The sequence below is a fragment of the Klebsiella michiganensis genome, from assembly GCF_002925905.1.
Lineage (GTDB): Bacteria > Pseudomonadota > Gammaproteobacteria > Enterobacterales > Enterobacteriaceae > Klebsiella > Klebsiella michiganensis.
The window spans coordinates 1-26855 of sequence record NZ_PRDB01000025.1 but is presented as its reverse complement, the minus strand read 5'-3'; the positions used below and the strand labels follow the sequence as shown (position 1 = coordinate 26855).

Below are 26855 nucleotides of genomic sequence, written 5' to 3'. Positions count from 1 at the left end.
GCGACCAGAATGAAAAATTTACAATTCCCGACAATCGGGATATGAGGAATGTTGTGTGGAAAGGTTTGATGCCATCGTAATCGGCGCCGGAGCGGCGGGAATGTTTTGTGCAGCGCAGGCGGGGCAGGCAGGCTGTCGGGTGCTGCTGCTCGATAACGGCAAAAAGCCCGGGCGGAAGATCCTGATGTCTGGCGGTGGCCGCTGCAACTTTACTAACATGTATATCGAACCCGCGGCATATCTCAGCCAAAACCCGCATTTTTGCAAATCTGCGCTGGCGCGCTACACCCAGTGGGACTTTATCGATCTGGTTAGCAAACACGGTATCGCCTGGCATGAGAAAACCCTGGGCCAGCTTTTCTGCGATGATTCCGCCGAGCAAATCGTTAACCTGCTGCTGGCCGAGTGCGAAAAAGGCGGCGTACACATTCGCCTGCGTAGCGAAATTATCAGCGTAGAGCGGGATGATGAGGGCTATACGCTACAGCTTAACGGCGAGACGGTGGCGGCGAAAAAGCTGGTGGTTGCCTCCGGCGGATTATCCATGCCCGGCCTGGGCGCCTCGCCGTTTGGCTATAAGCTCGCCGAGCAGTTTGGCCTGAAGGTGCTGCCGACCCGCGCGGGCCTGGTGCCGTTTACCTTGCATAAGCCGCTGCTCGAACAGCTGCAGGTGCTTTCCGGGGTGTCGGTGCCGTCCACCATCACGGCGGAAAACGGGACCGTCTTCCGGGAAAATCTGCTCTTTACCCACCGCGGGCTGTCCGGGCCGGCGGTACTGCAAATTTCCAGCTACTGGCAGCCGGGAGAGTTCGTCAGCATCAATCTGCTGCCGGATTGCCATCTTGATGACTTCCTTAACGAGCAGCGCGCGGCGCATCCCAATCAGAGCCTGAAGAACACCCTGGCAATACAGCTGCCAAAGCGGCTGGTTGAGTGCCTGCAGCAGCTGGGGCAGCTGCCGGACGTCACCCTGAAACAGCTAAACGTTCGCGAGCAGCAGGCGCTGGTTGAGACGCTGACCGCGTGGCGCGTCCAGCCGAATGGCACCGAAGGCTATCGCACGGCGGAAGTGACCCTCGGCGGTGTCGACACCAACGAACTCTCTTCGCGCACCATGGAGGCCCGCAAGGTGCCCGGTCTGTACTTTATCGGCGAAGTGATGGACGTCACCGGCTGGCTGGGAGGCTATAACTTCCAGTGGGCGTGGGCGTCAGCCTGGGCATGCGCGCAGGCTTTAGCGGAACAGAAATAACCGCCTGCTCTGTATCAGCGGACCCGGCTCCGCCTTATCCGCTGATATTGTGCTGCTTTAATTTGCGCCACAGGGTCGTGGGGCTGATGCCGAGCATCACCGACGCTTTGGTTCTGTCCCCGTCGGTTTTTTCTATGATATGGCTAATCAGCCGTTTCTCTTGTTTCTTTAATAAATCGGTTTCATCTGATGCCACGCCCGCGGCCGGGAAGTGAGAGCTCTCGTTGGCGTCATCCGGTGAAATTTGACCGATCTGCAGCAAAACGTCTTTGCTCACTCGATCGATGTCCAGCAGGACGATGAGCCGGTAGATAACCGCCTGAAGTTCACGAATGTTGCCAGGCCAGCTATAGCGATGCAAAAAATCCACCGCGTCGGGGGTAAATGTGATTTGCTTACCTTGCTGATAAAGCAGGTGCTGAATCAACAACATGATATCGCCCGGTCGTTGGCGTAAGGCCGGTAGACTCAACTCAAGAATATTGATTCTATAGTACAGATCCTGCCTGAACTCACCGCTGGCGACGAGCTGGCGCAGATCTTTATTGCTGGCGGTGATCAGGCGAAAATCGGCGGTGATCAGCGTATCGCCGCCGAGACGAGAGAATTGCTTCTCTTGTAACACGCGCAGCAGCTTAACCTGTACCGATAACGGCGCTTCGCTGATTTCATCGATAAACACCGTGCCGTTCATCGCCATTTCAAACACCCCCGGTTTTCCGCCCTTGCGCGCGCTGGTAAATGCGCCGTCGGCATAGCCAAAGAGTTCACTTTCCAGAATGCTCTCGGGAATGGCCGCGCAGTTAATCGCGATAAAAGGGCCGTGGCTTCTGGCGCTATGGTTATGAATACTCTGAGCGAAAAGCTCTTTACCTGTGCCGGTATCGCCCAAAATATGAATGGGAAGTTCGTGGCGGGCGCACAGTTTAGCTTTTTTTATTACATCGCGTATCGCCGGAGACTGGCCAATAATGTCGTCGAAAGACCAGGTTGTGGAAAAACCGCGGAGTTTACTTTTTTTGCTGATACTATTTTGCCAAAGTGAACTCTCCTGGTTTAATCCTGTAATAATGCTATAAGATGTTTGGCGGTTGGAAAAATGACGTATGGAAATAAAAATAGTTTGGCCGTTAATATCAACGGCCTGTTCTTTAATATCTAATTCGTTAATAATACTGGGGTAAATATCTTTAAATGCCTCTTTTTTGAATATTTTATCTCCGACATGACACTGGAATAAGCTCAGGCCGATAGCATTAATATTTATGATCTCACCCAACTGATCAATACACATGATGCCCTCACGTGCTTGATTCAGCGCGGCGTGGCTCATGATGAGCTTGGTATTTTCTCGGTTGAGATATTTTAATAAGCTATAAGCTTCATTGATGGCCTGCTCAATCGAAATATTATCGGTGTCTCCCATAATAGCATTGAGGTTATATTTTTTAGCCATTTCAGCAACCGTAAGGCCGCCGATGACCGTATGGTAATCGTTCTCTGAAAGATTTTTTATAACGTTTTCAATATCATTGTGGTTGTATACCTGGCAAATTTTAAACTCTTCGTTAGTCATGTTCTGATAATGACGTAAGGCATTACAAAATTGGGGGAAACCAACCGCGGCGATTTTTTGTGATTTGATTTTGGCCTGTTGTAAAATGCGATAAACGCCGTGAAAATCATGGGCGATCTCAATGACCGGGATACTAATATTGTTACGCAGGAGGGCGGCGGTGCCGCCTCGGCTAATAATTATCTTAGCGCCGGACTGGATCATCTCATTCGCTTTATCGAGAACGTCAGAATAACGAAATTCATATACCGGAACATCGAGCTTCCTCTCAATAAGAACATTCATGATGCGTTGGGTTATTGTTTTGGAAACTGAAAAAATGACAATTTCATTATTCTTCATATATTGTTCGCTCAGGTGTTCTGGGTTTGCAATGTTTATTATATGGCGAGCACAGGGAGAATCAATGAGGGTGGTCATATAATACGATATTAAGAATAAAAGCCTTACGCATAGCAAATGCGTAAGGCTATGTCATTAGTGATTAGAAACGCAGGCGGCGGTAGACAATTTGACCGTTGCATAAGGTAGCGCAGTTATCGATATAACGGTCACCTTCGAGTTTGACCCCGTGGGTATCTTCAAAAATGACGTTCTCTTTTCGCAGCTTAACAATGGAAATATCAGCAAAAGCGCCGGGCGCCAGGGTACCAATTTGTCCCTGCATTTTCATTAAGCGGGCCGGCGTGGCGGTTACCGCGCGAACGATATCGAAGAAGGACATTCCCATATTGAGATATTTCGACATGACGTGGAGCAGACTGTAGACCTTATCCGTCCGTAAGCTATTTCTCAGGGTGAGATCGGTGCTGATGATATCGGGATAAAATCCCTGCGCCATGGCGGTTCTGGCAACGTGAAAATCAAAGTGGGCCACGCCGTTTGAACAGTCGAAGATAACCCCTCTGGTCTGCGCCTCTTTTATTGCCGCATAGACCTCGCCCTGTTCATCGAGAATCGAGTGACCGGTACCGTGGAAGCAGTGGGCGTAAATATCATCGGCATTAAAATAGCGGATCAGTTCATCGGCGCAGAGAAGAGAGTCCGTGACGTGAACGCAAATCGTGGTATCCAGTTTACGCGCCAGGGAGACGGTAGAGAGAAGAGGGTCGCTGGCGTACTGTTTCCCTTTGGCGATATCCTGGCTGTAGCGTAGTTTCAATCCCAGAATATTGTCTCTGTTGCTATTCAGCGTTTGGGCGATTTTCTCCTCGTTGTAATTCGCCGGATTGGTATTTTCCAGATACCCGGTCGGCCCGCCCCCGAGGGTGGAAAGCCCGACGTTGACCACGTTCAAATAGCTTTTGATTTTCACCATGGCAGGATGAATTACGCTATTGCGAAAAAGCTGATAATTCACCCAGCCGCTGCTGCCGGCATCGACCATGCTGGTGACCCCGTTGGGCAAGCATACGATGTCAGGGTTGACGCTGATGGCGGTCCCGCCGTGAAAAACATGACCATGGAAGTCGATTAAGCCAGGCAGCACGATACAACCCGCGGCATCAATCACCGTTTCGGCCTGCAAATCGTCAACGGTATTTAAGTCCACGATGCGATTGCCGATAACGCCAATATTACGATTAATATAATCATGACCTTCGAGATCGGCGACCAGACCGTTTTTAATCAGAATATCCAGTTTCATTTTATGCTCCTGTTAAATGCCGATAAACTTCCAGTAAGGAATACCGATCAGGAAGAAGATTAATACGTTGACCACCACCATGATGGTGCCCAACATCCAGAACGTTTTTTGCGGGACGTAGCCGCTGGAGAACGTAAATACGCCCGCGCCGTTGCCGTAGTGCGTCAGCAGTGCGCCATAGCCTGCGGAGAAAGCCAGAGAAAGCGCCACGTACATCGGGTGCGCCTGGGTCGTCATTCCCAGGGTAAAGAGTACCGGATAGAAAGAGACGACGAACGCGCTGTTCGAGACAAAGAAATAGCGGACGGCAAGGCTGATAAAGACCAGCACGGCAATCGCGCTGATTTCATTGAGATGCGACAGGTCGAGATAGTTTTTGATAACGTCCACCAGAAAGACGTAGAACCCGCCTTTTGATAGGGCAACCGCACAGCCATAAAACGCGCCATACCAGACGAAGGTCTGCCAGGCCGATTTTTCGCTCACCACGTCATTCCAGCTCAGCACGCCGAAAAGCAGCAGACAGGCGAGGAACGCCAGGCCGACGGGAATAAAGGCGATGCCGGTGATGGAACCCGTCATCCAGCCGAGCACGCCCAGGACAAAGAACACGATCAGCAGCTTCTCTTCACGTTTTACCGGACCCAGCTCACGCAGGCCCTTCTCGGCAATTTCATTGACGTTATCGATAACTTTCAGTTCCGGCGCGTAGATTTTATACAGTATCCACGGCGCGAGCAGCAGCACCAGTCCGGCTGGCACCACGGCGGCTTTAAACCAGGTCATCCATTCGAGATTCACCTTCATGATCTCGTTGGCCAGCGAGACGGTAATTGAGTTGGTCGCCATCCCCGTCAGAAACAGGCTGGAGGTTCCCATTGAGACGACGTACATCAGGATGGTCAGATAGGCGCCGATTTTGCGGCTACCGTCGTCGGGCTTCGAGCCCAGCGCTTCGGCGATGTTCCTGAAGATGGGATAGGTAATGCCTCCCGAACGGGACATATTTGAACCCGTTGCCGGGGCCAGTACGGCATCCGTCACCATCATCAGATAACCCAGGGTGAGGGTATTTTTTCCATAACGTTTTAGCAGAAGATAGGCGATACGTTTACCCAGTCCGGTAATAACAAACGCTTTGCAAATAATAAAGGCGCTGATAATAAACCAGACCATAGGGCTGCCAAAACCGGCAAACAGGGGAGCGGGGTCGAGAACCAGAGAGGCAAACCCGAGAATAATCAGCATAATGACCGCATCGGTAAACGGGCGCAAAACCAGCCCGCACAGCATCGCCAGGTAGATGCCAACCATATGCCAGGTCGGTGCGGAGACGCCTTCCGGGTGCGGTATTATCCAAAATAAAACGGGGAAAAAGATAATGGGCAAGAGTTTTAAATAAAGCATTTTTATTACCTTTGCTTTAAAGCCACGGCCCGTCAGGGCACCGCGGCCTGATATTATTTAATCAAATTAACGATACATGTCGTCGATAAACTCAACGCCGGTCTCATCCAGTGATTTTTTGACCCAAAGGCGATTCGCGGTGCCGTTTTTGGCGGCCTCTACTTTGCTGGCATCGAATTTTGCATACTCTTTGGCTTTATTCAGTACGGCTTCTGCGTCGCCGAGGGGAATAACAATCACTCCATCCGCATCGCCGACGATCAGGTCGCCCGGACAAACCGCGACGCCGCCAACGGCGATCGGCGTGTTCACCTCCCCTGGACCTTGTTTAAACGGGCCTGCCGGGTTAGAGCCGGTAGCGAACAGCGGAAAATCGAGAACCGACAGCGCATCGATATCGCGGATAGGCCCGTCCAGCACGATACCGGCGATTTTTTTCATGCAGTGGGCATAGGCCACCATGATTTCGCCCATTAATGCCCGCGAACGGTCGCCTTCGTTGGAGACCACAATCACATCGTTCTCACCCGCCATATCCAGCGCGGCGTGCAGCATCAGGTTATCGCCCGCGCGGACTTTCACGGTGATGGCGAACCCCGCCATAATCGGCTTTTTCGGCGAAGAGATACGTTTAATGCCGTTACCCAGAACGGCAATACGGTTCATGGTGTCAGCAATATTCGCCGCCGGGAGCTGTTCAAATTCTTTAAGAAGATCGACGCTGCAGGTCGGACGCTTTAAAAAAATACGGTTACCAATAGTCATTTTTTTCTCCTTAAAAACCCGGGACCGGCCAGGACGGTTTCTTACCGGATAAGACTTCATCAATGCCAATCGCGGAATGGAGCGAGGCTCTGTCGGTCGCTTCAATGGTGGCGGCGCCAATATGCGGGGCAATCACGATATTGCTTAGCGAGAAAATCGGGTCGTTGGCATCAAACGGCTCTTTCTTTAAAACATCCACGCCCGCCCCGGCGATAGCGTGGGTGCTCAAGGCGTGATACAGCGCTTTTTCATCAACCAGCTTTCCGCGTGCGGTATTAATGAAATAGGCGGTAGGCTTCATCATGGAAAACTGTTTCTCTCCGACAAAATCGGTGGTTTCCGCCGTCGTCGGACAGTGCAGAGAAACGAAGTCGCTCTCTTTGAAAATACGGTCAAAATCGTTGGTAAGCTCTACGCCTTCGGGGATCTGCTGCTGGGTTTTATACGGGTCATAGGCGATAACTTTCATATTAAAGCCATGCAGCGCTTTGATTGCCACGCGTGAACCGATATTCCCGACGCCAATTAAACCCAGCGTTTTTCCATCCAGCTCCACTTTTGGCGTGCGCAGTTTTGCCCAGTAATAATCTTCAAGCATCTTTTCCTGTACCAGCTTGAAATTACGCGAGCAGTGCAGCATATAAAATATGGCCAGTTCGGCAACGGACATGCTGTTAGCAATTGGCGCATTTAATACGACGACGCCGTGACGTTTAGCCGACGCCAGATCGACCGTATCGTAACCGGCACCGTGACGCGCAACGACTTTCAGCTTTTTAGCTGCTTCAAATACGCGGTCGGACATTTTTGAAAGGCGGACGATAATACCGTCGCAATCGACGATGTCGCGAATGATATCTTCTTCTTCCATCCCTGAGCCGTTAATCAGTTGATAACCGCGGCTTTCCAGATATTCTCTCCCTTCTGCCATGATTTCCTGCGGGAGTAAAATTTTGTACGTCATTTAACTATCTCCAGTGTTGATTACGTGGAGGTAATTGCATGGCGTGTGCCATACATTCATGCAAGATGAATGTTTTTTTGTAATGCTTTGATATGTATGTGTATTTTGTTTTTGTGGTCAACGAGTTGTGGTGATGTTCTTCACATACCTGAACGCCGGAGTGAGGCCGGTTATTTAATTATGAAATGGCTGAAATGCATAATTAAATGTGCGAATGGCGAGCTTCACACTTTATTTTATTTATATGCGGAGAGCATTTTCTTGTAGCGATTGACATTGCCCGGTGGACAACTTAAAACGTAAGCCAAAGGTTAATCTGGAGAGGTTTCGGCAATGAATAAATCACAGGTGGAGATATTCATGCTTATGGTTCGGGAGGGGAGTATTCATTTTGTATCGCAGCGGCTGAGTATTGCGCCTTCGTTGATAACAACCAGCGTATGTGCGCTTGAAAATGAACTGGGTTTCAACCTGATTAAGCGCGGCAGGAATATCAGAAAAGTTATCTTAACGGAAAAAGGACACGCTTTTTATCGGCTTGCTCCAGAGTTACTGAGATTGCTTAATGCGATTGCGGATATTCGGGCGGGAATAAAACAGCCCGGCAAGTCCTTCCCGCCGGGCAAAATAATCAGTTCAGCCCCAGGAAATACTGGGCAATTTTGAAGTAGATAATCAGTCCGGTACCGTCGATAAGGGTGGCGATAAACGGCGCTGAAACCACAGCCGGGTCGATGCCGACGCGTTTGAGCGTCAGGGGGATCACCGAAGACACCACCGCGCTCCACAGGGTAATGCATACCAGCGTCAGGCTGACAATCAGGGTGATCTCCATGCCGATGCCCATCATCCAGGCGCGCAGGCAGCCCGCCAGGCCGAGCGTAATGGCAATCAGCAGCGAGGTTGAGACCTCTTTACGGATTACGCGCCCCATATCGCGCAGCCGCACCTCGCCGAGCGCCATGGAACGCACGAGGGTGGAGGTGATCTGCGTTCCGCTATTGCCGCCGGTACCAATCAACAGCGGAATGAAAAAGGCCAGCGCAATCGCCGACTCCAGCGCTTCCTCAAAATGCTGCAACACGCTGCTGGTATAGGCTTCGGCGACAAACAGCAGCAGCAGCCATACCGAACGTTTTTTCCACAGCGCCCACGGGCTGGTTTCCAGGTAGGGCTTTTCCAGCGGCAGCGTCGCGCCCTGACGCTGAGCATCCTCGGTCACGTCATCTTCCAGCAGATGCGCGATCTCTTTTTCCATCAGGCAGCCGACCAGCTCACCCTTTTCGACCACCGGCACGAGGTCGAGCCCGCGCTCGGCCAGTTCGGCGACCACCTGCGGCCGCGGGTCGTCAGGCCTGACGCGAAACAGGCAGCTATCCATTAAATAACGAATGGACTGGGCGGTATCGCTCTCCTGCAGCAGCTTTTTAATCGATAAACTGCCGCGCAGTTTTTTCCCGGCGACGACAAAAACCTGGCCGGGGATCTCATCGCTGGCCAGCTGAGAAACGAACAGCTCACGCGCTTCATGAACGCTGAAATGTTCCGGCAGGGTAATGAAATCGGTACGCATATACTGGGCGATCGCGTCGCCGTCGAACGCTGCGGTAGCCTGATGTGCGGCGCACAGTTGAATGGAAGACATGGTGTAATTCCCTATAAAAAATCACTCATAGGGGCGAACAAGACAGGATGAGCACAGGCAGATCCCTACGTCCTGGTTTTAGCACTGCACAACGTATCTGCCCGGCATGAACGCCGTCAGAAGTTACCTTGGCAACACCTTGATTCGATGGAAGCCTGTATTTCCCTGAGTGGTCTCTCTCGATACCAACAGGGCGGTAACTTATGTTTATGCAGGAGCCTCGCCATAACGAGATCGTTAAATGAGGCCTGATTATTCGCGAAGAGAGATGATTAACCAAGCATATAATTCATGTGGTTTATTAATTGTTGAGAAAAGGCGAAAGTTTATTGCGATCAGGGCGATACAGGGATTTTGCCCTCTTAGGGTGAACAAAATTTTTTCAAACTATACTTAGCAGTGGATGCGTTATAAATGCTATTTCCCGCGAGATTGTTGGTTGAAAAAACTGAGGTGACCCATCGTATAAGCGATATTTAAGAGGAACGCTGTTATGTTGAAAAACAGGATTAATCTTCAGGTTATTATCTGGACGACGCTCATTGGAGGGTTCATCAGCTCTCTGGTGAAGTCGGGAACGGAAGCTAATATGCCGCCCCGCGTGGCGGGCGAGATATCGCCCCCGGCGGCGCATATCGACGCCTGGCTCGGCTGGCTTGGCATTAATTCACACTCGCTGGACTACGTTTATCAGGGGGTGACAATCCCCGGCGCCGTCATGCTTTACCACTGGCTGTTCAGCTTTGCTTTTGCCTTTCTCTATGTCTTTATTTCCGCATACTGGCCGAAAATCCGGCTTTGGTACGGCGCGGCCTATGGTCTGATTATTACTCTCGTTATGCACGGCTTCCTCATTCCCGCGCTGGGCTTCAGGCATCCCGCCTATTTAAACGGGGAAACCGGGTGGCTGTGGAACCTGAATGGCTACGAGCTGTGGAGCGAAACCCTCGGACATATTTGCTGGTCGTTTTCGATTGAAATCAGCATGATTGCCGTTCTTGCCCTGCTGGCAAAACCGATACGAGGCGCATGGGCCAACGAGTCGCCATAATGGCGTTAGTCCCGATCGCGCGTTAAAGAGTCATTTATCGCATCCCACGGCTATGAGTGGGGTGACTCCTTCTCCGTTGGCAAACACTGCAAATGGCCGTGGCGCACGCCGCGCTGGGCGATAACGTCATCGGCAAAATGCTGAACGTCGCCCATATCGCCTTTCAGCACGGCGATTTCCAGACAGTCGTCATGGTTGATATGTACGTGGAGGGTGGCGACGGAGAGGTCGTGGTGGTGATGCTGGGTGGAAACTAAACGGCTGGCTAAATCGCGCTTCTCATGTTCATAAACATAGGAGAGTACCGCGAAGCCCTGGGTGCCGTGCTCCTGAGCGCTTTCCTGGGCCAGCGCGCCGCGCAGAATATCGCGGATGGCTTCGGAGCGATTATGATAGCCGCGGCGCTGGCTCAGGCTATCCAGCGTGTCGAGTAAATCGTCATCAAGAGTAATCGTGATACGTTGCATCTGTTTTAAACCTTATTACGGCGCACGGGAAAGGCGGGAAGTACCGCATTTTGTAACACGCGACCGGCGTGGGAAGAAAACGTTAATTTGTCGCCCACGACCTGCGTCTCAACGATTTTCCCCTCATCCATCACCATCACCCGCTGGCAAAAACGCTCCACCAGACGTAAGTCGTGGGTGATAAACAGACAGGCGGTGCCAAACTGTCGCTGAAGCTTTTTGAGCAGACCAATGACGCCCGCCTGGAGCACCAGGTCGAGGTTAGACACCGCCTCATCAAGGATCAGCAGCTGCGGCTCAACCGACAGCGCTCGCGCCAGGCAGACGCGCTGTAGCTGTCCGCCGCTCAGCTGCGGGGGGCGCTTATCGAGCACGCTATCATCGAGATCCACCGCCCTGAGCATGTCGCTTGCCCGGGCCAGCTGTTCCGCTTTCGTCAATGACAGCAGATGTCGCATGGGTTCACGCAAAATCTCGCGTACCGTTTTACGCGGATTCACCGCGCTGATGGCGTCCTGAAACACCATCTGAATATCCCGACGGAACGCCTTTTGCTTAGCGTGATTGAGCCGAGAGAGCGGTTCTCCCCGCCAGCAGACGCTGCCCTGAGTGGGGGATTCCAGGCCAACGAGCAGGCGTGCCAGGGTGCTTTTCCCGCAGCCGCTGCGTCCCAGCAGGGCAACGGTTTCACCGCTTTTCAGCGCCAAAGAGACCTCTTTTAGCACCGTTGAATCGGTATATTGATGGGTTATCGCGGATACGCTCAGTAATGTCATCAGGCCAGCCCCAGTCCGTAGAGGGCGAGATGCGCCGCCACCAGGCTGCGGGTGATGCTGTGCTGCGGAGCGTTGAACAGGCTTTCGACATCCCCCTGTTCCACAATGCAGCCGCTATCCATCACCGCCACATCGTCCGCCAGCCGCGCCACGACGCCCATATCGTGAGTGACCAGCAGCATCCCGGGCCCACGGTTTTGCATAACACCTGCCAGCAGATCGAGAATGCGCGCCTGGGCCACGGCGTCCAGGTCGGTGGTGGGTTCATCGGCAATGATAAACGGCGCCTCGCACAGCAGCGCCATGGCAATCATCATCCGCTGCAGCATGCCGCCGCTCATCTCGAACGGATAAAGCTTCAGGACGCGCTGCGCCTCCTCCAGCCCAACGGCTTCCAGTACCGCCGTAAGCGTGGCGTCGTCTGCGGGTTTACCTAATGCCCGGCAGGTTTCCCGCGCGTGGGTCGCCATGGTGTGCAGCGGATTAAAGGCGCTGCGCGGGTTCTGCATAATGGTGGCGATTTTGCTGCCGCGCAGCTCGCCAGGGGAGACCGGCTGGCCGTCGGCGAGGATCATCCCCGCCGTTTGCCGTACGCCGGGAGGCAAAATGCCCAGCGCCGCCGCGCAGGTTAGCGATTTTCCGCTGCCGCTGCCGCCAACCAGCGCCAGCACGCGCCCGCGTTTGAGCGTCAATGATACGCCGTGCACCAGCGGACGCTCGGCCTGTAAGACGATGTTTTGCAGTGTAATTTGTTGCGGCATTAGTGGGCGTGCTCCGCGATCAGATGAGGATCCAGGCGATCGCGCAGCGCGTCGCCCACCATATTGAAGGCCATGACGGTGATAAACAGCGCCAGTCCCGGCCAGAACATTTGCAGCGGCTGGGTCCAGATATACTGGCGGGCGTCGTTAATCATCACCCCCCACTCGGCGGTTGGCGCGGTGACGCCGAGGCCGAGAAACGACATCCCGGCGACGTGCAGCATCATATGCCCGATATCCAGGGTCGCCAGCACCAGCAGCGACGGAATGACCGCGCCGGCCAGATGGTCGACGAATACCCGCACGTGTCCCGCGCCGGAAAGTCGCGCGGCGAGCACAAATTCGCGCTGGCGCAGGGAGATTGTCAGGCTGCGCACCATCCGCGCATACCACGCCCAGTGAGACAGGGCGATGGCGATAATTACGTTGGTCAGCCCGGTTCCCAGTACCCCCACCATAAAGAAAGAGAGGATTGAGGTCGGGAAGGTCATAAACAGATCCGCGACGCGCATGGTGGCCTGATCGACGCGGCCGCCGATAAGCCCGGCGCAGCCCCCGACGAGGAGTCCCAGCGCCAGCACCAGCAGCAGGCAGGCCATCACCGAGCCGAGCGATACGCGGGTCGCCGCCAGCAGACGCGAGAAGATATCGCGCCCCAGATGATCGGTACCGAGCCAGTGCTGGCTGCCGGGCGGCAGAAGGCGCGAAGGCAGATCGATCGCCTGCGGATCGTACGGCAGCCACCACTGGCTGGTGAGCGCAACGACCGCCAGCAGGGCGATGATAAGCAAAGAAATGCGGACGGACCCGCGTGAAGAGAGGAAAAAGTTCACGAGCGCGCTCCTTCATGGCGGCGAATGCGCGGGTCCAGCGCGGCGTTCAGCAGATCAACCATCAGGTTACAGACCACAAAAACGATCACCATCATCAGGGTGAAACACTGAATCACCGGATAATCACGATTAAAAATCGCCGAGACGGCGTAGCGGCCCACGCCGGGCCAGGCAAAGATATTCTCGATAATCATCGTGCCGCCAATCAGCTCGCCGATATGCATCCCCACGGCGGTAATCATCGGCAGCGAGGCGTTGCGCAGAATATGGCGGCGCTCGGTTTGCCTGTCGTTCAGGCCGCGCAGTCTGGCCCAGGTTACGTGACGCTGCCCGGCGACTTCCAGCATGCTGGCGCGCAGCAGGCGGGCGTTGATCGCCAGCGACATAAAGGCGATCGACACCGCCGGCAGAATGATGTGCTGCCAGCCGCCATAGCCCATCGCCGGCAGCCATTGCAGATAAACCGAAAAGAACATCACCAGCAGGAAAGCCAGCCAGAAGTTGGGCATCGACACGCCGAGAAAAGCGATGATCCGCACAATAAAATCCGGCAGGCGGTCGCGGTGCCGCGCCGCCCAGATGCCCAGCGGCACGGAGGTGAGGAGGATCAGCACCAGCGCGGCGCCGGCCAGCTGCAGCGTGGCGGGCAGAAAGCTCAGCATGTCATCCAGCACCGGACGCTGGGTGGCGAACGAAACGCCAAAATCCAGATGCAGCGCCTGCCACAGCCAGCTGCCGTACTGGACGATAAGCGGCCGCTCCAGCCCCAGCATCGCGCGGGTTGAGGCCACCATCTCCGGCGTCGGCGGCAGGTTTGACAGGCGCAAATAGTCCAGCGCCGGGTCACCGGTGCCCAGGCGCAGCATTAAAAAGATAATCACCGAGGCGGCGAAGATCATCGGTATCAGCAGCGCGACCCGCCGCATCGCGTAACGTAACATCAGGGTTTCACCGGCTTAATTTGTTCAAACGGAATTTCAGACGCGATGGGCGCGTAGGGAATCGCCCCCAGCTCCGGTCTGGCGACCACCATCATCGAGACGTAGCTGATGGGCAGATAGACCGCATCGTTGTGCAGTCGGGTCAGCAGGTCTTTGTACAGCGCCTGACGCCGCGTTTCATCGGTGGTTTTCAGCACCTCGCCGATTTCTTTATCAATAATCGGTTTGTCGGCTAATCCCTGCTGCGCCTGAAAATCGGCGTGCGACGGTACGCGCATCGAACTCATAAAAGCGTGCGGATCGTAGGGGGCGCCCCAGGTACGGTTGAAAATCATGCCGAAGCGACCATCGCGCTGGCGGGCATAAATACTGCTCTCTTCCTCGCCGACCAGCGCCACGTCCACGCCAACCTGGCGCATATCGGCCTGAATGATTTCCGCCATCGATTTGCTTAGCGCGTCGGTACCGATAAACGACAGCTCAACGCGCAGCGGCAGGCCGTTTTTCTCGCGAATATCCTTACCCGCAGGCAGGACCCAGCCCGCGTTTTCCAGCAGCGCCTTCGCCTGCTGCGGATCGTACCGGCGCGGCGTCAGGCCAATATCGGCATAGGGCACGGTGGGGGCGAACAGCGTATCGGCCACCTGCTGAGTGCCGTACAGGGCGTTATCAATCAGCGATTTTTTATTCACCGCAAAGTTCAGCGCTTCGCGCACCGCTAGCTCGTTGGTGGGGGCTTTGGCGGAGTTCAGCGCCAGCATCACCGTCTCTATCGGGCGGGAAAGCTGGGTACGGTAGGCCGGGTTGTGGCTGAAGCGGTCGAAGGTGTCGAGCGGCAGCAGCCCTTCGTTGCCGTAGAGCAGGTCAATATCGCCGGTTTCAAAGGCCACCGCGCGGGTCGTCGGGTCCGGGATCACCTTGACGGTAATCTTTTCAATCTGCGGCTTTTCGCCCCAGTAGCGATCGTTACGCACCAGCACGTCGTACTGATTGAGTTTTGATTCCTTCAGCACCCACGGACCGGTGCCAATCGGCGCTTTAATGCCGTGCAGGGTCTCATTGTCTTTGAACTGCGACGGGGCGATAAAGCGGAAAGGGCGCGGCAGCGCCAGCTCCTGTAAGAACGGGTAATAGGCGCTTTTCAGGGTGATTTGCAGCTGGTTTTGGCTGAGCGCTTTGACATCGACAATCTGATTGACCAGCTCCAGCCAGGCGTGGCGCTGGCGGTTATCGAGCACCACGCGGAAGTTCTCCGCGGCGGCATGGGCGTCAAACGCTTCGCCGTTGGAAAATGTCACGTCATCGCGCAGGGTGAAGGTCCAGACTTTGCCGTCCGCCGAGTGGGTCCAGCTTTTTGCCAGCCAGGGTTTCACCGAGCCATCCGCCTGATACTTTACCAGCGGCTCATAGACCATGCTCTGGGCGTACATCTGGTTGGGCGTATAGAGGTGCGGGTTGAGCGGCCCCACGTTGACCGGCCAGGCGGTGGTGATTTCATTGGACGCGGCGCAGGCCAGCAACGGGGCGCAGGCGAATAGCGCCAGCAGGGTGGTGCGGATAATAGACAAGGCTTTTTCTCAGCGACAGGAAAGTATGACGATTTTAAAGATTCATCATACTTTCGGCGTAAGCTGGATCAATATCGGGCCTGAAAGTATAAGAAAACGGTATATCTCTTTTGGCTGTATGAGTTTACGAACCCGCCTGCAGCCCGGCTAAACGCAGCGCAAGCCGGGAAGCATCAGCTTCGGCACATTTCCCGGAGGCGATGCTGCGCATCTGTCCGGGCTACCGGCTCGCAGACGTCGGGGACCTTGTAGCCCGGGCAAGGCGAGATAAGCGCCGCCCCCGGGAGCAGCGCGCAGAGAGGCTGAATTTCCCGGAGGCGATGCTGCGCATCTGTCCGGGCTACCGGCTCGCAGACGGTGGGGACCCTGTAGCCCGGGCAATGCGCGATAAGCTCCGCCCCCGGGAGCAGCGCGCAGAGAGGCTGAATTTCCCGGAGGCGATGCTGCGCATCTGTCCGGGCTACCGGCTCGCAGACGGCGGGGACCTTGTAGCCCGGGCAAGGCGAGATAAGCGCCGCCCCCGAGAGCAGCGCGCAGAGAGGCTGAATTTCCCGGAGGCGATGCTGCGCATCTGTCCGGGCTACCGGCTCGCAGACGGCGGGGACCTTGTAGCCCGGGCAAGGCGCGTTAAGCGCCGCCCCCGGGAGCAGACCGCAGTGAATCTGTAGCCCGGCTAAGCGCAGCGCGAGCCGGGTAAACAAGCCCATCAGGGCGCTCTGAACAGATCCAGCAGCGTGGCGACCTGCTCATCAATAGGTGTTAAATCACGCTTAACGATCAGGTGCAGCGGCGTTGCCCGCCGCGCGCCGTGTCCCAGCGGCAGCGCCTTCAGCACCCCTTGTTGAAGCTGTGGGCCAATGCGCTCTTCCGGCAGCCAGCCAAACCCGACCTGATACAGCACCGCATCGATGGCGGCATCAATAGTGGAAAACGTCCATGCATCGCGGGAAGATTGCGGGTCGTTGCTGCGGTCGGCGATGCGCACCAGCGGCCAGGGGGCCAGCGCGCTGTCGTCCAGCGGCCCCGCCAGCGCGGAGAGTGGATGATCGCGATGGGCGACGGCGACAAAATCAATGTTCATCAGCCATTCGCCGCGGCCGGTAATATCCTGACGGCGGGTCAGCACCATCACGTCCGCCTCGGTGCGGGCCGGATGCTCTTCCTCAACGTTTTCCAGCACTTCGGTCAACCTGACCTGAGTTTGCGGGTAACGCTGTTGAAACTGGCGCAGAATGGCGAACAGCCGCTGGCGTGGGAAAATGCTGTCGACCACCAGATCCAGCCGGGTCCGGGCGCCGTCTCGCAGGGTGGCGGCATGGGTTTCGACATAAGAGAAGGCCTGCAGCAGCGGCTTAACCTGGCCGAGCAGCAGCTCGCCTGCCGGGGTCAGCACCGCGCGACGGCCCGATGGCGCCAGCAGCGTGACGCCCAGCCGCTCCTGCAACAGCGCGAGATTATAGCTCACCGACGACTGGCTGCGGTGGGTCTCGTCCGCCGCCTTCGCGAAGCTACCCAGCTCGACAACTTTCTCCAGCAGCGCCCATTGTTCCAGCGTAGTCTTGTGCATAATCCATCTAAAAAGTGAATGAGTTTAATCCAAACATAGCGTTATTCATCGATTTTTTAAAGCAGTATGCTTGTTCTCAACAAACAGAGGAGAACAGATTATGAGCACATTCGATAAACATGACCTGAGCGGTTTTATCGGCAAACATCTGGTTTATACCTACGATAATGGCTGGAACTACGAAATTTACGTTAAAAACGGCACCACCCTGGATTATCGTATTCACAGCGGTATCGTCGCGAATCGTTGGGTGAAAGATCAGCAGGCTTACATCGTTCGCGTCGGCGAAAGCATTTACAAAATTTCCTGGACCGAACCGACCGGTACCGACGTGAGCCTGATCGTTAACCTCGGCGATAAACTGTTTCACGGCACCATCTTTTTCCCGCGCTGGGTAATGAATAACCCGGAGAAAACCGTCTGCTTCCAGAACGATCATATTCCGCTGATGGTCTCTTATCGTGAAGCCGGTCCGGCTTATCCGACAGAAGTGATTGATGAGTTTGCCACCATCACTTTTGTGCGCGATTGCGGTGCGGATAATGACGAAGTGATTAATTGCCCGGCTAACGAATTACCTGACAACTTTCCTGCCAACCTGTAATCATTTTGAAATAGTTTCGTGATTCGACTGGATTTTTTATATTTGCTGAACGATGTTTAAAGATAGCTTATTGGTATCTGGTTGAGCATCCGTTTACTTTTCGCCAATGCGTTCCCACTATTTCTCCGTCCGGCGGGAACGCTATAGCGCCTTTTTCTGCGATAAATCCCACTCTATCTCAATGATTTTTAACAAAATCATCATGCATATCTAATTAATATTAATTTCTTAATATTATCCTAAGCAAATCTGACTAAATTTAATAACATCTGAATACAAAATAATGAAATGCGCCATCGGGCTGATTTCGCTTTCATTTTCATTTTGTTTAGGTCAGCAGGTGCAGGATATTTCTTATCGACCCGGTTTTTCGCGGGTCATTCACAGAACAGGAACATGATGAGCGATTTTTTGCCGTTTTCGCGCCCGTCGATGGGCGACGCAGAGCTGGCTGCGCTGCGTGAAGTTTTGCAATCGGGCTGGATCACCACTGGACCGAAAAATCAGGCGCTGGAAGAGGCGTTCTGCACGTTAACCGGCAACCGTCACGCCATCGCCGTCAGTTCGGCGACCGGCGGCATGCACGTCACGCTGATGGGGCTGGGTATCGGTGCGGGCGATGAAGTGATCACCCCTTCCCAGACCTGGGTCTCCACGCTGAACATGATCTGCCTGCTCGGCGCGACCCCGGTGATGATCGATGTCGATCCCGATAACCTGATGATTACCCCCGAAGCGGTTGAAGCGGCAATCACCCCGCGAACCAAAGCCATTATCCCTGTGCACTATGCTGGCGCACCGGCGGATATTGACGCCATTCGCGCGATTGGCGAGCGTCACGCTATTCCGGTGATTGAAGATGCCGCCCACGCGGCGGGGACGTACTACAAAGGCCGCCACGTCGGTTGGCGCGGTACCGCCATTTTCTCATTCCATGCGATCAAGAATATGACCTGCGCCGAAGGCGGGCTGGTGGTGACCGACGATGACGAACTGGCCGCGCGCATTCGCAGCCTGAAGTTCCACGGCCTCGGCGTTGACGCTTATGACCGCCAGACCCTGGGCCGCGCCCCGCAGGCGGAGGTGATTTCGCCGGGCTTTAAATACAATCTCGCGGATATCAACGCCGCGCTGGCGCTGGTGCAGCTGGATAAGCTCGCCCACGCCAATCAGCGCCGCGCCGCCATTGCGCAACGCTATCTGCGCGAGCTGGCGGATACGCCCTTCAGGCCGCTGGTGGCGCCGTCGTGGGAGCATCAGCACGCCTGGCACCTGTTTATTATCCGCGTTGACGAAGCCGCCTGCGGCATCAACCGCGATGCGCTGATGGAAAGACTGAAGGTCATGGGCATTGGCACCGGCCTGCACTTCCGCGCGGCCCATACGCAAAAGTATTACCGCGAGCGTTTCCCTGAAGTTTCATTGCCGCATACGGAATGGAACAGCGCGCGCATTTGTTCCATTCCGTTGTTCCCGGATATGACCGATGACGATGTCACTCGGGTCATTTCCGCACTGCACCAGCTGTCAGGACGTTGATATGTTTAGCTATCCTCCCGTGAAAAAGGTCTCGGTCGTTATTCCTGTGTATAACGAACAGGAGAGCCTGCCGGAGCTTATCCGCCGCACCGACACCGCCTGCGCGACGCTCGGACGGCAATATGAAATTCTGCTGGTCGACGACGGCAGCAGCGATGACTCGGCGCGAATGCTCACCGAAGCCGCCGAGGCCGAAGGCAGCCACGTGGTGGCGGTCCTGTTGAACCGCAACTATGGCCAGCACTCGGCGATTATGGCGGGCTTCAGCCACGTTACCGGTGACCTGATCATTACCCTTGATGCCGACCTGCAAAACCCGCCGGAAGAGATCCCGCGCCTGGTTGAGAAGGCCGATGAGGGCTACGACGTGGTCGGTACCGTGCGCCAGAACCGCCAGGACACCTTCTTCCGTAAAAGCGCCTCGAAGATGATCAACCGCCTGATCCAGCGCACCACCGGTAAAGCGATGGGCGACTATGGCTGCATGCTGCGCGCCTATCGCCGCCATATCATCGACGCGATGCTCAACTGCCATGAGCGCAGTACGTTTATCCCGATTCTGGCGAACACTTTTGCCCGCCGGGCGGTTGAGATCCCGGTGATGCACGCCGAGCGCGAATTCGGCGATTCCAAATACAGCTTTATGCGCCTGATTAACCTGATGTACGACCTGGTGACCTGCCTGACCACCACGCCGCTGCGCCTGCTGAGCCTGTTCGGCAGCGTCATCGCTCTGCTGGGCTTCGCCTTCGGCCTGATGCTGGTGGTGCTGCGTCTGGTGTTTGGTCCCCAGTGGGCGGCGGAAGGGGTGTTCATGCTGTTCGCGGTGCTGTTTATGTTTATCGGCGCCCAGTTCGTCGGGATGGGCCTGCTCGGGGAGTATATCGGCCGCATCTATAACGATGTCCGCGCCCGCCCCCGCTACTTTATTCAACGTGTTGTTCGCCAGCCGGAAACGGCATCTCAAGAGGAAGATCGTTCATGAAAGCCGTAGTCTTCGCTTATCACGATATGGGTTGTGCAGGTATTCAGTCTCTGCTGGATGCCGGTTATGACATCGCCGCTATTTTTACCCATCCGGATAACCCTGGCGAAAACCATTTTTTTGGCTCCGTGGCGCGTATTGCCGCTGAGCAAGGCATCCCGGTATGGGCGCCGGAAGATGTGAATCATCCGCTGTGGATCGAACGTATCCGTGAGATTAAACCGGACGTGCTGTTCTCGTTCTACTACCGCAACCTGCTGTGCGATGACATTTTGAATATTGCGCCGCAGGGGGCTTTTAACCTGCATGGTTCACTGCTGCCAAAATACCGCGGCCGCGCGCCGCTGAACTGGGTGCTGGTGAACGGCGAAAGCGAAACCGGCGTGACGCTGCACCGTATGGTTAACCGCGCCGATGCCGGCAATATCGTGGCGCAGAAAAGCGTCGCGATCGGCGCGGATGACGCGGCGCTGGCGCTGCACCGTAAGCTCTGTTCCGCGGCGTCGGAACTTTTGGCTCAGGCGCTGCCCGCCATCCGCGACGGCAAAACCGAAGAGCGCGCCCAGGATGAAAGCCAGGCGACTTACGTCGGTCGCCGTACGCCGGAAGACGGTCGCCTCAACTGGGAACGCTCGGCCCAGACGCTGCACAACCTCGTCCGTGCGGTCTCCGATCCGTGGCCGGGCGCGTTCGGCTACGCCGGCGCGAACAAGTTTATCGTCTGGAAATCCCGCGTGCGCCACGATCTGGCCGCCGCCAAAGCGGGGACGGTGATCTCCGTTGCGCCGCTGGTGGTCGCCTGCCAGGAAGGGGCGTTAGAAATCGTTACCGGGCAGACCGAGCGCGGCGTTTATATGCAGGGTACGCAGCTGGCGCAGGCGCTTGGCCTGGTTGCCGGCGCGGTGCTGAGCAGCAAACCGGTGGTGGCGATTAAGCGCCGTACCCGCGTGCTGATCCTCGGGGTGAACGGCTTTATCGGCAACCACCTGACCGAGCGTCTGCTGCAGGACGACAACTACGAGATTTACGGCCTGGACATTGGCTCCGACGCTATCAGCCGCTTCCTCGACAACCCGCGCTTCCACTTCGTTGAAGGCGATATCAGCATCCACTCCGAGTGGATCGAGTACCACATTAAGAAGTGCGACGTGGTCCTGCCGCTGGTGGCGATTGCCACGCCAATCGAATATACCCGCAACCCGCTGCGCGTGTTTGAGCTGGATTTCGAAGAGAACCTGAAGATTATCCGCGACTGCGTGAAATACGATAAGCGCATCATCTTCCCGTCGACCTCGGAAGTGTACGGCATGTGCACCGACAATAACTTCGATGAAGATACCTCCAATCTGGTGGTCGGGCCGATTAACAAACAGCGCTGGATCTACTCGGTCTCCAAGCAGCTGCTGGACCGCGTGATCTGGGCCTACGGCGATAAGAACGGCCTGAAGTTTACCCTGTTCCGTCCGTTTAACTGGATGGGGCCGCGCCTCGATAACCTCAACGCCGCGCGCATCGGTAGCTCTCGCGCCATCACCCAGCTGATCCTGAACCTGGTTGAAGGTTCGCCGATCAAGCTGATTGAGGGCGGTAAGCAGAAACGCTGTTTTACCGATATCAGCGACGGTATCGAAGCGCTGTTCCGCATCATTGAGAACAAAGACGGCCGCTGCGACGGGCAGATCATCAACATCGGCAACCCGGATAACGAAGCGAGTATCAAAGAGCTGGCGGAAATGCTGCTGGCCTGCTTTGAACGCCATCCGCTGCGCGACCGCTTCCCGCCGTTTGCCGGGTTCCGCGAAGTGGAAAGCAGCGATTACTACGGTAAAGGCTACCAGGACGTCGAACATCGTAAGCCGAGCATTCGCAACGCGAAGCGCTGCCTGAACTGGGTGCCAACGGTGGAAATGGAAGAGACCGTGGAACACACCCTGGACTTCTTCCTGCGCACGGTTGAGCTGACGGACAGCGGAAAATCATGAAACAGGTCGGCTTACGCATAGATGTCGATACCTTTCGCGGCACGCGGGACGGGGTCCCGCGGCTGCTGGCTCTGCTGAGCCAGCACGGGATTCAGGCAAGCTTCTTTTTCAGCGTCGGGCCGGACAACATGGGGCGCCATATCTGGCGCCTGATAAAACCGAAGTTTCTGTGGAAGATGCTGCGCTCAAAGGCCGCGTCGCTGTACGGCTGGGATATCCTGCTGGCCGGTACCGCCTGGCCAGGGCGCAGGATCGGCGCCGGGAATGAGGACGTTATCCGCGCCGCCGCGCAGGAGCATGAAGTCGGCCTGCACGCCTGGGATCACTATAGCTGGCAGGCGTGGAGCGGCGTCTGGCCGCAGGAAAGGCTGACGCTGGAGGTTGAACGCGGGCTGCTGGAGCTGGAGCGGATTATCGGTCGCCCGGTAACCTGTTCCGCCGTTGCCGGCTGGCGTGCCGATCAGCGGGTGATCAAAGCCAAAGAGGCTTTCGATTTCCTTTATAACAGCGACTGCCGGGGGACCGGGCCTTTTCTGCCGCAGCTGGGGAACGGCGCGCCGGGAACCGTGCAGATCCCGGTAACCTTACCGACCTGGGATGAAGTGGTGGGCAACGCGGTGGATAGTGCGGGCTTCAACCGCTATCTGCTGGACTGCATCCATCGCGACGCGGGGATGCCGGTCTATACCATCCATGCCGAAGTGGAAGGCATCGCCTTCGCGGAGCAGTTTGATGAACTGCTGACCATGGCCGCACAGGAAGAGATCCGGTTTTGCCCGCTAAGCCAGCTGCTGCCCGCCGATTTTAGCGTGCTGCCGCGAGGTAAAGTGGTTCGTGGTGAACTGGCCGGCCGGGAAGGCTGGCTTGGACGTGAACAATTACTCAATTCGGGTGTTTGATGAAAAGCATTCGCTACGGCGCCTCTCTGGTCGCCCTTTTTGTCCTCTACTATTTACTGCCGCTTAACTTCCGCCTGCTCTGGCAGCCTGATGAAACCCGCTACGCGGAGATCAGCCGCGAAATGCTGGCGACCGGCGACTGGGTGGTGCCGCATTTCCTCGGGCTGCGCTACTTTGAAAAGCCCATTGCCGGCTACTGGATCAACAGCATCGGCCAGTGGCTATTCGGCCACAATAATTTTGCCGTCCGCTTTGGGGTGGTGTTTTCCATTACCGTCACCGCTCTGCTGGTCGCCTGGCTGGCATGGCGTCTTTTCCGCGATAAACGCGTCGCGATCCTGTCACCGGCGATCTTCCTGACCGCGCTGCTGGTCTACGGTATCGGCACCTACGCGGTGCTCGACCCGATGATCACCATGTGGATGGCGCTGGCGATGTGCAGCTTCTGGGGCGCGGCGCAGGCCCAAAGCCACGGCGGCAAAATTCTCGGCTATGTTTTACTCGGCGTGGCCTGCGGGATGGGGGTGATGACCAAAGGCTTCCTCGCGCTGGCGGTGCCGGTGGTCGGGGTACTACCGTGGGTGATTGCGCGTAAGCGCTGGCGCGAAGTGTTGACTTACGGCTGGCTGGCGGTGGGCGTCTGCGCGCTGGTGGTGCTGCCGTGGGGTCTTGCCATCGCCAAACGCGAGCCGGACTTCTGGCGCTACTTCTTCTGGGTGGAGCATATCCAGCGTTTCGCGGAAAAAGATGCCCAGCATAAAGCGCCGTTCTGGTACTACATTCCGTTCCTGATTGCCGGCAGCCTGCCGTGGCTGGCGCTGCTGCCGGGTGCGCTCAAGCGCGGCTGGACCGAACGCGATGAGTCGCGCGGTGCGCTCTATTTGCTCGGATGGGTGGCGATGCCGTTCCTGTTCTTCAGCATTGCTAAGGGTAAACTCCCAACCTATATCCTGCCCTGTTTTGCTCCCCTGTCGATTCTGATGGCGCGCTACGCGCTGGACGCGGCGAAGGCGGGGGCGAAGGCGCTGAAAATTAACGGCGCGATCAACCTGGCCTTTGGCCTGATTGGCCTGGTCGCCGTGCTGGTGGTTTCGCCGTGGGGCTTTATGCACAAGCCGGTATGGAGCCATATTGAGCTCTATAAGTGCCTGCTGGCGGCGCTGATATTTGGCTGCTGGGCGCTGATGGGCTGGCTGGCGATGAAGGACAACGGCCGCCGCTGGACCCTCGCCGCCTGCTGCCCGCTCGGGCTGGCGCTGCTGGTGGGCTTCGCTATCCCGGATCGGGTGATCGACAGCAAGCAGCCGCAGTTCCTGGTGGATATCGTCAGCGAATCGCTGACCCCGAGCCGCTACGTGTTGACCAATAACGTCGGTATCGCCGGCGGGCTGTCGTGGGAGCTCAAGCGCAGCGATATCATTCTGTTCGACAAGCAGGGCGAGCTGAAGTACGGTCTCTCCTGGCCGGACGCGCAGCACCAGTTTGTCGATCAAGCCCATTTTGCTGACTGGCTAGCGACGCACCGCCAACAGGGCCCCGTCTCGCTGGTTCTGCTGATGGATAAAGGAGAAAGTATGGCTGATTTAGCGCTACCGAAACCGGATAGCTCCTACGAGCTTGGGCGCGTGGTGTATATCCAGTATCTGCCGCAATGAGCGTCTGGATCTGTCTGGTTTTCGCCAGCCTGCTGAGCTGCGCCGGACAGCTGTGCCAGAAACAGGCGACCCGCCCGTCCAAATCCGGGCGGCGCGGGTACCATATCCTTGGCTGGCTGGGGCTCGCGCTGCTCTCTCTCGGCTGCAGCATGCTGCTGTGGCTTAGCGTGCTGCAGTCGATCCCGGTCAGCATCGCCTATCCCATGCTGAGCCTGAACTTCGTCTGGGTGACGCTGGCGGCGTGGGGGATCTGGCGCGAGCCGGTCGCGCGTCGCCACTGGCTTGGCGTGGGACTCATCGTCGTTGGGATCGTTATTCTCGGGAGCCGTATCTGATGGGCTTAATCTGGGCGTTATTCAGCGTCGGCCTGGCGAGCGGCGCGCAGCTGCTGCTGCGCAGCGCGATGGTCGAGCTCCCGCCGCTGACGGAGATATTCACCTTCCTCAACCATCTGCTGCATCTGCGGGCGGGCACGTTTGGCCTGGCGTTCGGGCTTATGGGTTACCTGCTGTCGATGGTCTGCTGGTACTTCGCTCTGCATCAACTGCCGCTGGCGAAAGCCTACGCGCTGCTGAGCCTGAGCTACATCCTGGTATGGGCCGCCGCCATCTGGCTCCCCGGCTGGCATGAACCTTTCCACTGGCAATCGCTGCTGGGCGTGCTGCTGATTGTCGCCGGGGTGCTGACGATCTTCTGGCCGGTGAAGCGGCTCAATTAGCCTGGCTAATATCACTGTTTCTTCCCGGTGGCGCTGCGCCGCTCGGGCTGCGGAGTTGAGCCGGCTGCTGGCCGGTAGCCCGGACAGATGCGCAGCATCGCCTCCGGGAAGTGTGGCGGGGCTGATGATTGGCATTGAATCTTTCCGGTGGTGCAGTGTTGACCGCGCTACGGGAGCGTGCAGTCTGGTGCCGGTTGCCCGCAGGGCTTGATTTTACGAGCGAACCCGGCTGATGTTCGCGGTGGTCAAAAGAAATGGTGTTGGCGTGCAGACCGCGAGGCTGAGCGATCCTATCTGAATCTGGCTCACCGACAGCGCGGAGGGCTGCGTGCTGTCGATACTGCGCATTTGCCAGGCGCTTCCGCCGTACTGCTTGATGATGGCTTCTTTGCGTGTCCAGATCCGCCAGAAGGCAGCTATCTGCCGTTCCGGGGGGGTAGCCTCGATCTCAGCCTGTTCGCCGGGGCTAAAAACCGCGCTTACCAACGCGCGCCAGTTATCGCGCTGGCGTACAACTTCGATATCGCAACCCACTTCACCTTCGTCGCTCAGCAGTAACGCGATATCGTCGTTGCTGTGGCTCAGATTGAACCACAGTGGCGTACCGGCCGAGAAAGCAGGTTTGCCCTGTTCGCTATAGATAATTTCCGGCAGTGGCGAAACAGCGTGGGAAAGCAGGGCACGCCCGGCCAGCCAGCGAGTTTGGCCGGCGCCCTGAGGCGCGCAGGAGAACAATGCAGACGGCAGATCGCCTGCGCTTAAGGCCGACACGTTTCCCAGAAAAAGCCGGTACATTTCAGGGCCAGCGCTGGATGATAATAGAGGTGTTAATGCCGCCAAAGGCAAAGTTGTTGCTTTGCAGAAACTCACAGTCAATTTTGCGGGCTTCACCCATGATGTAATCCAGTGCGCCGCAGTTGGCATCCGGATGATGCAGGTTCAACGTTGGCGCAAACCAGCCTTCGCGCATCATATGCAGGCTCATCCAGGCTTCCAGCGCACCGCAGGCACCCAGGGTATGGCCAAAATAACTTTTCAGGGAAGAGAAGGGGACGTTGTTACCATAAATCGCCTCTGTTGCCAGGCTTTCTGCAATATCACCGCGATCGGTCGCCGTTCCGTGAGCGGAAATATAGCCAATATCCAGAGCACTCAGGCCTGCTATTTTCAGTGACTGCTCCATGCATATCTGCATGGTTTCTCGCTGCGGTTGGGTTATATGCGCCGCGTCGCAGTTGGTGGCGAAGCCGAT

The 26855-nt window shown here is 56.4% G+C and carries 26 protein-coding genes and 1 riboswitch; of the genes, 11 read left to right on the top strand and 15 right to left on the bottom strand.

Going from position 1 to position 26855, the window contains the following annotated elements:
• Positions 1–55 precede the first annotated feature (55 nt).
• The gene (locus CDA56_RS28420; RefSeq protein ID WP_025106829.1) at positions 56–1252 is read left to right on the top strand and encodes a BaiN/RdsA family NAD(P)/FAD-dependent oxidoreductase; all 1197 of its coding nucleotides are present in this window, start codon (positions 56–58) and stop codon (positions 1250–1252) included.
• A 34-nt stretch (positions 1253–1286) separates the two neighbouring features.
• On the opposite strand, the gene CDA56_RS28415 is transcribed toward CDA56_RS28420, so the two are convergent.
• The 5 genes from CDA56_RS28415 to CDA56_RS28395 form a co-directional block, all read right to left on the bottom strand.
• Complete coding sequence (locus CDA56_RS28415) at positions 1287–3170, bottom strand: sigma 54-interacting transcriptional regulator (RefSeq protein WP_102803202.1); 1884 nt, start codon at positions 3168–3170, stop codon at positions 1287–1289.
• 142 nt (positions 3171–3312) lie between these two features.
• Positions 3313–4476, bottom strand: coding sequence for a metallo-dependent hydrolase (locus CDA56_RS28410; RefSeq protein ID WP_102803201.1), 1164 nt, complete (start codon positions 4474–4476; stop codon positions 3313–3315).
• Between the two features lie 12 nt (positions 4477–4488).
• The gene (locus CDA56_RS28405; RefSeq protein WP_103814810.1) at positions 4489–5883 is read right to left on the bottom strand and encodes a DASS family sodium-coupled anion symporter; all 1395 of its coding nucleotides are present in this window, start codon (positions 5881–5883) and stop codon (positions 4489–4491) included.
• A 66-nt stretch (positions 5884–5949) separates the two neighbouring features.
• Complete coding sequence (locus CDA56_RS28400; RefSeq protein ID WP_047722841.1) at positions 5950–6648, bottom strand: RraA family protein; 699 nt, start codon at positions 6646–6648, stop codon at positions 5950–5952.
• A 10-nt stretch (positions 6649–6658) separates the two neighbouring features.
• Positions 6659–7612, bottom strand: coding sequence for a hydroxyacid dehydrogenase (locus CDA56_RS28395; protein ID WP_025106833.1), 954 nt, complete (start codon positions 7610–7612; stop codon positions 6659–6661).
• A 333-nt stretch (positions 7613–7945) separates the two neighbouring features.
• Between CDA56_RS28395 and CDA56_RS28390 the strand changes: the two genes are divergently transcribed.
• Positions 7946–8278: a LysR family transcriptional regulator gene (locus CDA56_RS28390; RefSeq protein WP_025106834.1), complete on the top strand. Its 333-nt coding sequence runs from the start codon at positions 7946–7948 to the stop codon at positions 8276–8278.
• Here the strand turns inward: CDA56_RS28390 and CDA56_RS28385 are convergent.
• Positions 8244–9257, bottom strand: coding sequence for a magnesium transporter (locus CDA56_RS28385; RefSeq protein WP_004855147.1), 1014 nt, complete (start codon positions 9255–9257; stop codon positions 8244–8246). The genes CDA56_RS28390 and CDA56_RS28385 overlap by 35 nt on opposite strands.
• Positions 9258–9313: 56 nt before the next feature.
• Positions 9314–9497, bottom strand: a riboswitch (M-box (ykoK) riboswitch).
• Between the two features lie 253 nt (positions 9498–9750).
• On the opposite strand from CDA56_RS28385, the gene CDA56_RS28380 reads away from it, so the two are divergent.
• A complete protein-coding gene (locus CDA56_RS28380) occupies positions 9751–10308 on the top strand; it encodes a YagU family protein (protein ID WP_025106835.1) in 558 nt (185 codons plus the stop codon).
• 50 nt (positions 10309–10358) lie between these two features.
• Here CDA56_RS28380 and nikR read toward each other — a convergent pair whose 3' ends face one another.
• The 7 genes from nikR to CDA56_RS28340 form a co-directional block, all read right to left on the bottom strand.
• Entirely contained in the window at positions 10359–10775 is a 417-nt protein-coding gene (gene nikR, locus CDA56_RS28375; RefSeq protein WP_025106836.1) for a nickel-responsive transcriptional regulator NikR, read from the bottom strand.
• A 5-nt stretch (positions 10776–10780) separates the two neighbouring features.
• Entirely contained in the window at positions 10781–11551 is a 771-nt protein-coding gene (gene nikE, locus CDA56_RS28370) for a nickel import ATP-binding protein NikE (protein WP_103814812.1), read from the bottom strand.
• A complete protein-coding gene (nikD, locus tag CDA56_RS28365; protein WP_103814814.1) occupies positions 11551–12312 on the bottom strand; it encodes a nickel import ATP-binding protein NikD in 762 nt (253 codons plus the stop codon). The genes nikE and nikD overlap by 1 nt, the downstream gene beginning before the upstream one ends.
• Complete coding sequence (gene nikC, locus CDA56_RS28360) at positions 12312–13145, bottom strand: nickel ABC transporter permease subunit NikC (RefSeq protein ID WP_004855132.1); 834 nt, start codon at positions 13143–13145, stop codon at positions 12312–12314. Before nikC ends, nikD begins: the two co-directional genes overlap by 1 nt.
• Positions 13142–14086 (bottom strand): nickel ABC transporter permease subunit NikB, encoded by a 945-nt coding sequence (gene nikB / locus CDA56_RS28355; RefSeq protein WP_032751595.1) that lies wholly within the window; start codon positions 14084–14086, stop codon positions 13142–13144. Before nikB ends, nikC begins: the two co-directional genes overlap by 4 nt.
• On the bottom strand, positions 14086–15654 hold the full coding sequence (gene nikA / locus CDA56_RS28350; RefSeq protein ID WP_047722844.1) for a nickel ABC transporter substrate-binding protein: 1569 nt from the start codon (positions 15652–15654) through the stop codon (positions 14086–14088). The genes nikB and nikA overlap by 1 nt, the downstream gene beginning before the upstream one ends.
• A 706-nt stretch (positions 15655–16360) precedes the next feature.
• Positions 16361–17221, bottom strand: a complete 861-nt coding sequence (locus tag CDA56_RS28340) for a LysR family transcriptional regulator (RefSeq protein WP_102803196.1) — start codon at positions 17219–17221, stop codon at positions 16361–16363.
• A gap of 97 nt (positions 17222–17318) precedes the next feature.
• On the opposite strand from CDA56_RS28340, the gene CDA56_RS28335 reads away from it, so the two are divergent.
• From CDA56_RS28335 to arnF, 8 genes are all read left to right on the top strand, one after another.
• A complete protein-coding gene (locus CDA56_RS28335) occupies positions 17319–17825 on the top strand; it encodes a phenolic acid decarboxylase (protein ID WP_025106840.1) in 507 nt (168 codons plus the stop codon).
• 399 nt (positions 17826–18224) lie between these two features.
• The gene (gene arnB, locus CDA56_RS28330; protein ID WP_103814816.1) at positions 18225–19364 is read left to right on the top strand and encodes a UDP-4-amino-4-deoxy-L-arabinose aminotransferase; all 1140 of its coding nucleotides are present in this window, start codon (positions 18225–18227) and stop codon (positions 19362–19364) included.
• 1 nt (position 19365) lies between these two features.
• Entirely contained in the window at positions 19366–20349 is a 984-nt protein-coding gene (gene arnC, locus CDA56_RS28325) for an undecaprenyl-phosphate 4-deoxy-4-formamido-L-arabinose transferase (RefSeq protein ID WP_004126208.1), read from the top strand.
• Positions 20346–22331 carry a bifunctional UDP-4-amino-4-deoxy-L-arabinose formyltransferase/UDP-glucuronic acid oxidase ArnA gene (gene arnA / locus CDA56_RS28320; RefSeq protein ID WP_102803194.1) on the top strand — a complete coding sequence of 662 codons (1986 nt, stop codon included), beginning with the start codon at positions 20346–20348 and terminating at the stop codon, positions 22329–22331. Before arnC ends, arnA begins: the two co-directional genes overlap by 4 nt.
• Positions 22328–23230, top strand: coding sequence for a 4-deoxy-4-formamido-L-arabinose-phosphoundecaprenol deformylase (gene arnD, locus CDA56_RS28315; RefSeq protein ID WP_057173353.1), 903 nt, complete (start codon positions 22328–22330; stop codon positions 23228–23230). The genes arnA and arnD overlap by 4 nt, the downstream gene beginning before the upstream one ends.
• Entirely contained in the window at positions 23230–24885 is a 1656-nt protein-coding gene (arnT, locus tag CDA56_RS28310) for a lipid IV(A) 4-amino-4-deoxy-L-arabinosyltransferase (RefSeq protein WP_046877707.1), read from the top strand. The genes arnD and arnT overlap by 1 nt, the downstream gene beginning before the upstream one ends.
• Positions 24882–25220 (top strand): 4-amino-4-deoxy-L-arabinose-phosphoundecaprenol flippase subunit ArnE, encoded by a 339-nt coding sequence (arnE, locus tag CDA56_RS28305; protein ID WP_014227121.1) that lies wholly within the window; start codon positions 24882–24884, stop codon positions 25218–25220. The genes arnT and arnE overlap by 4 nt, the downstream gene beginning before the upstream one ends.
• Positions 25220–25603, top strand: coding sequence for a 4-amino-4-deoxy-L-arabinose-phosphoundecaprenol flippase subunit ArnF (gene arnF, locus CDA56_RS28300; RefSeq protein ID WP_014227120.1), 384 nt, complete (start codon positions 25220–25222; stop codon positions 25601–25603). The genes arnE and arnF overlap by 1 nt, the downstream gene beginning before the upstream one ends.
• A 213-nt stretch (positions 25604–25816) precedes the next feature.
• On the opposite strand, the gene acpT is transcribed toward arnF, so the two are convergent.
• On the bottom strand, positions 25817–26398 hold the full coding sequence (gene acpT / locus CDA56_RS28295) for a 4'-phosphopantetheinyl transferase AcpT (RefSeq protein ID WP_049084053.1): 582 nt from the start codon (positions 26396–26398) through the stop codon (positions 25817–25819).
• A gap of 1 nt (position 26399) precedes the next feature.
• Positions 26400–26855, bottom strand: a 456-nt coding sequence (locus CDA56_RS28290; RefSeq protein WP_481808262.1) for a beta-ketoacyl-[acyl-carrier-protein] synthase family protein, incomplete at its 5' end; no start/stop codon positions are given.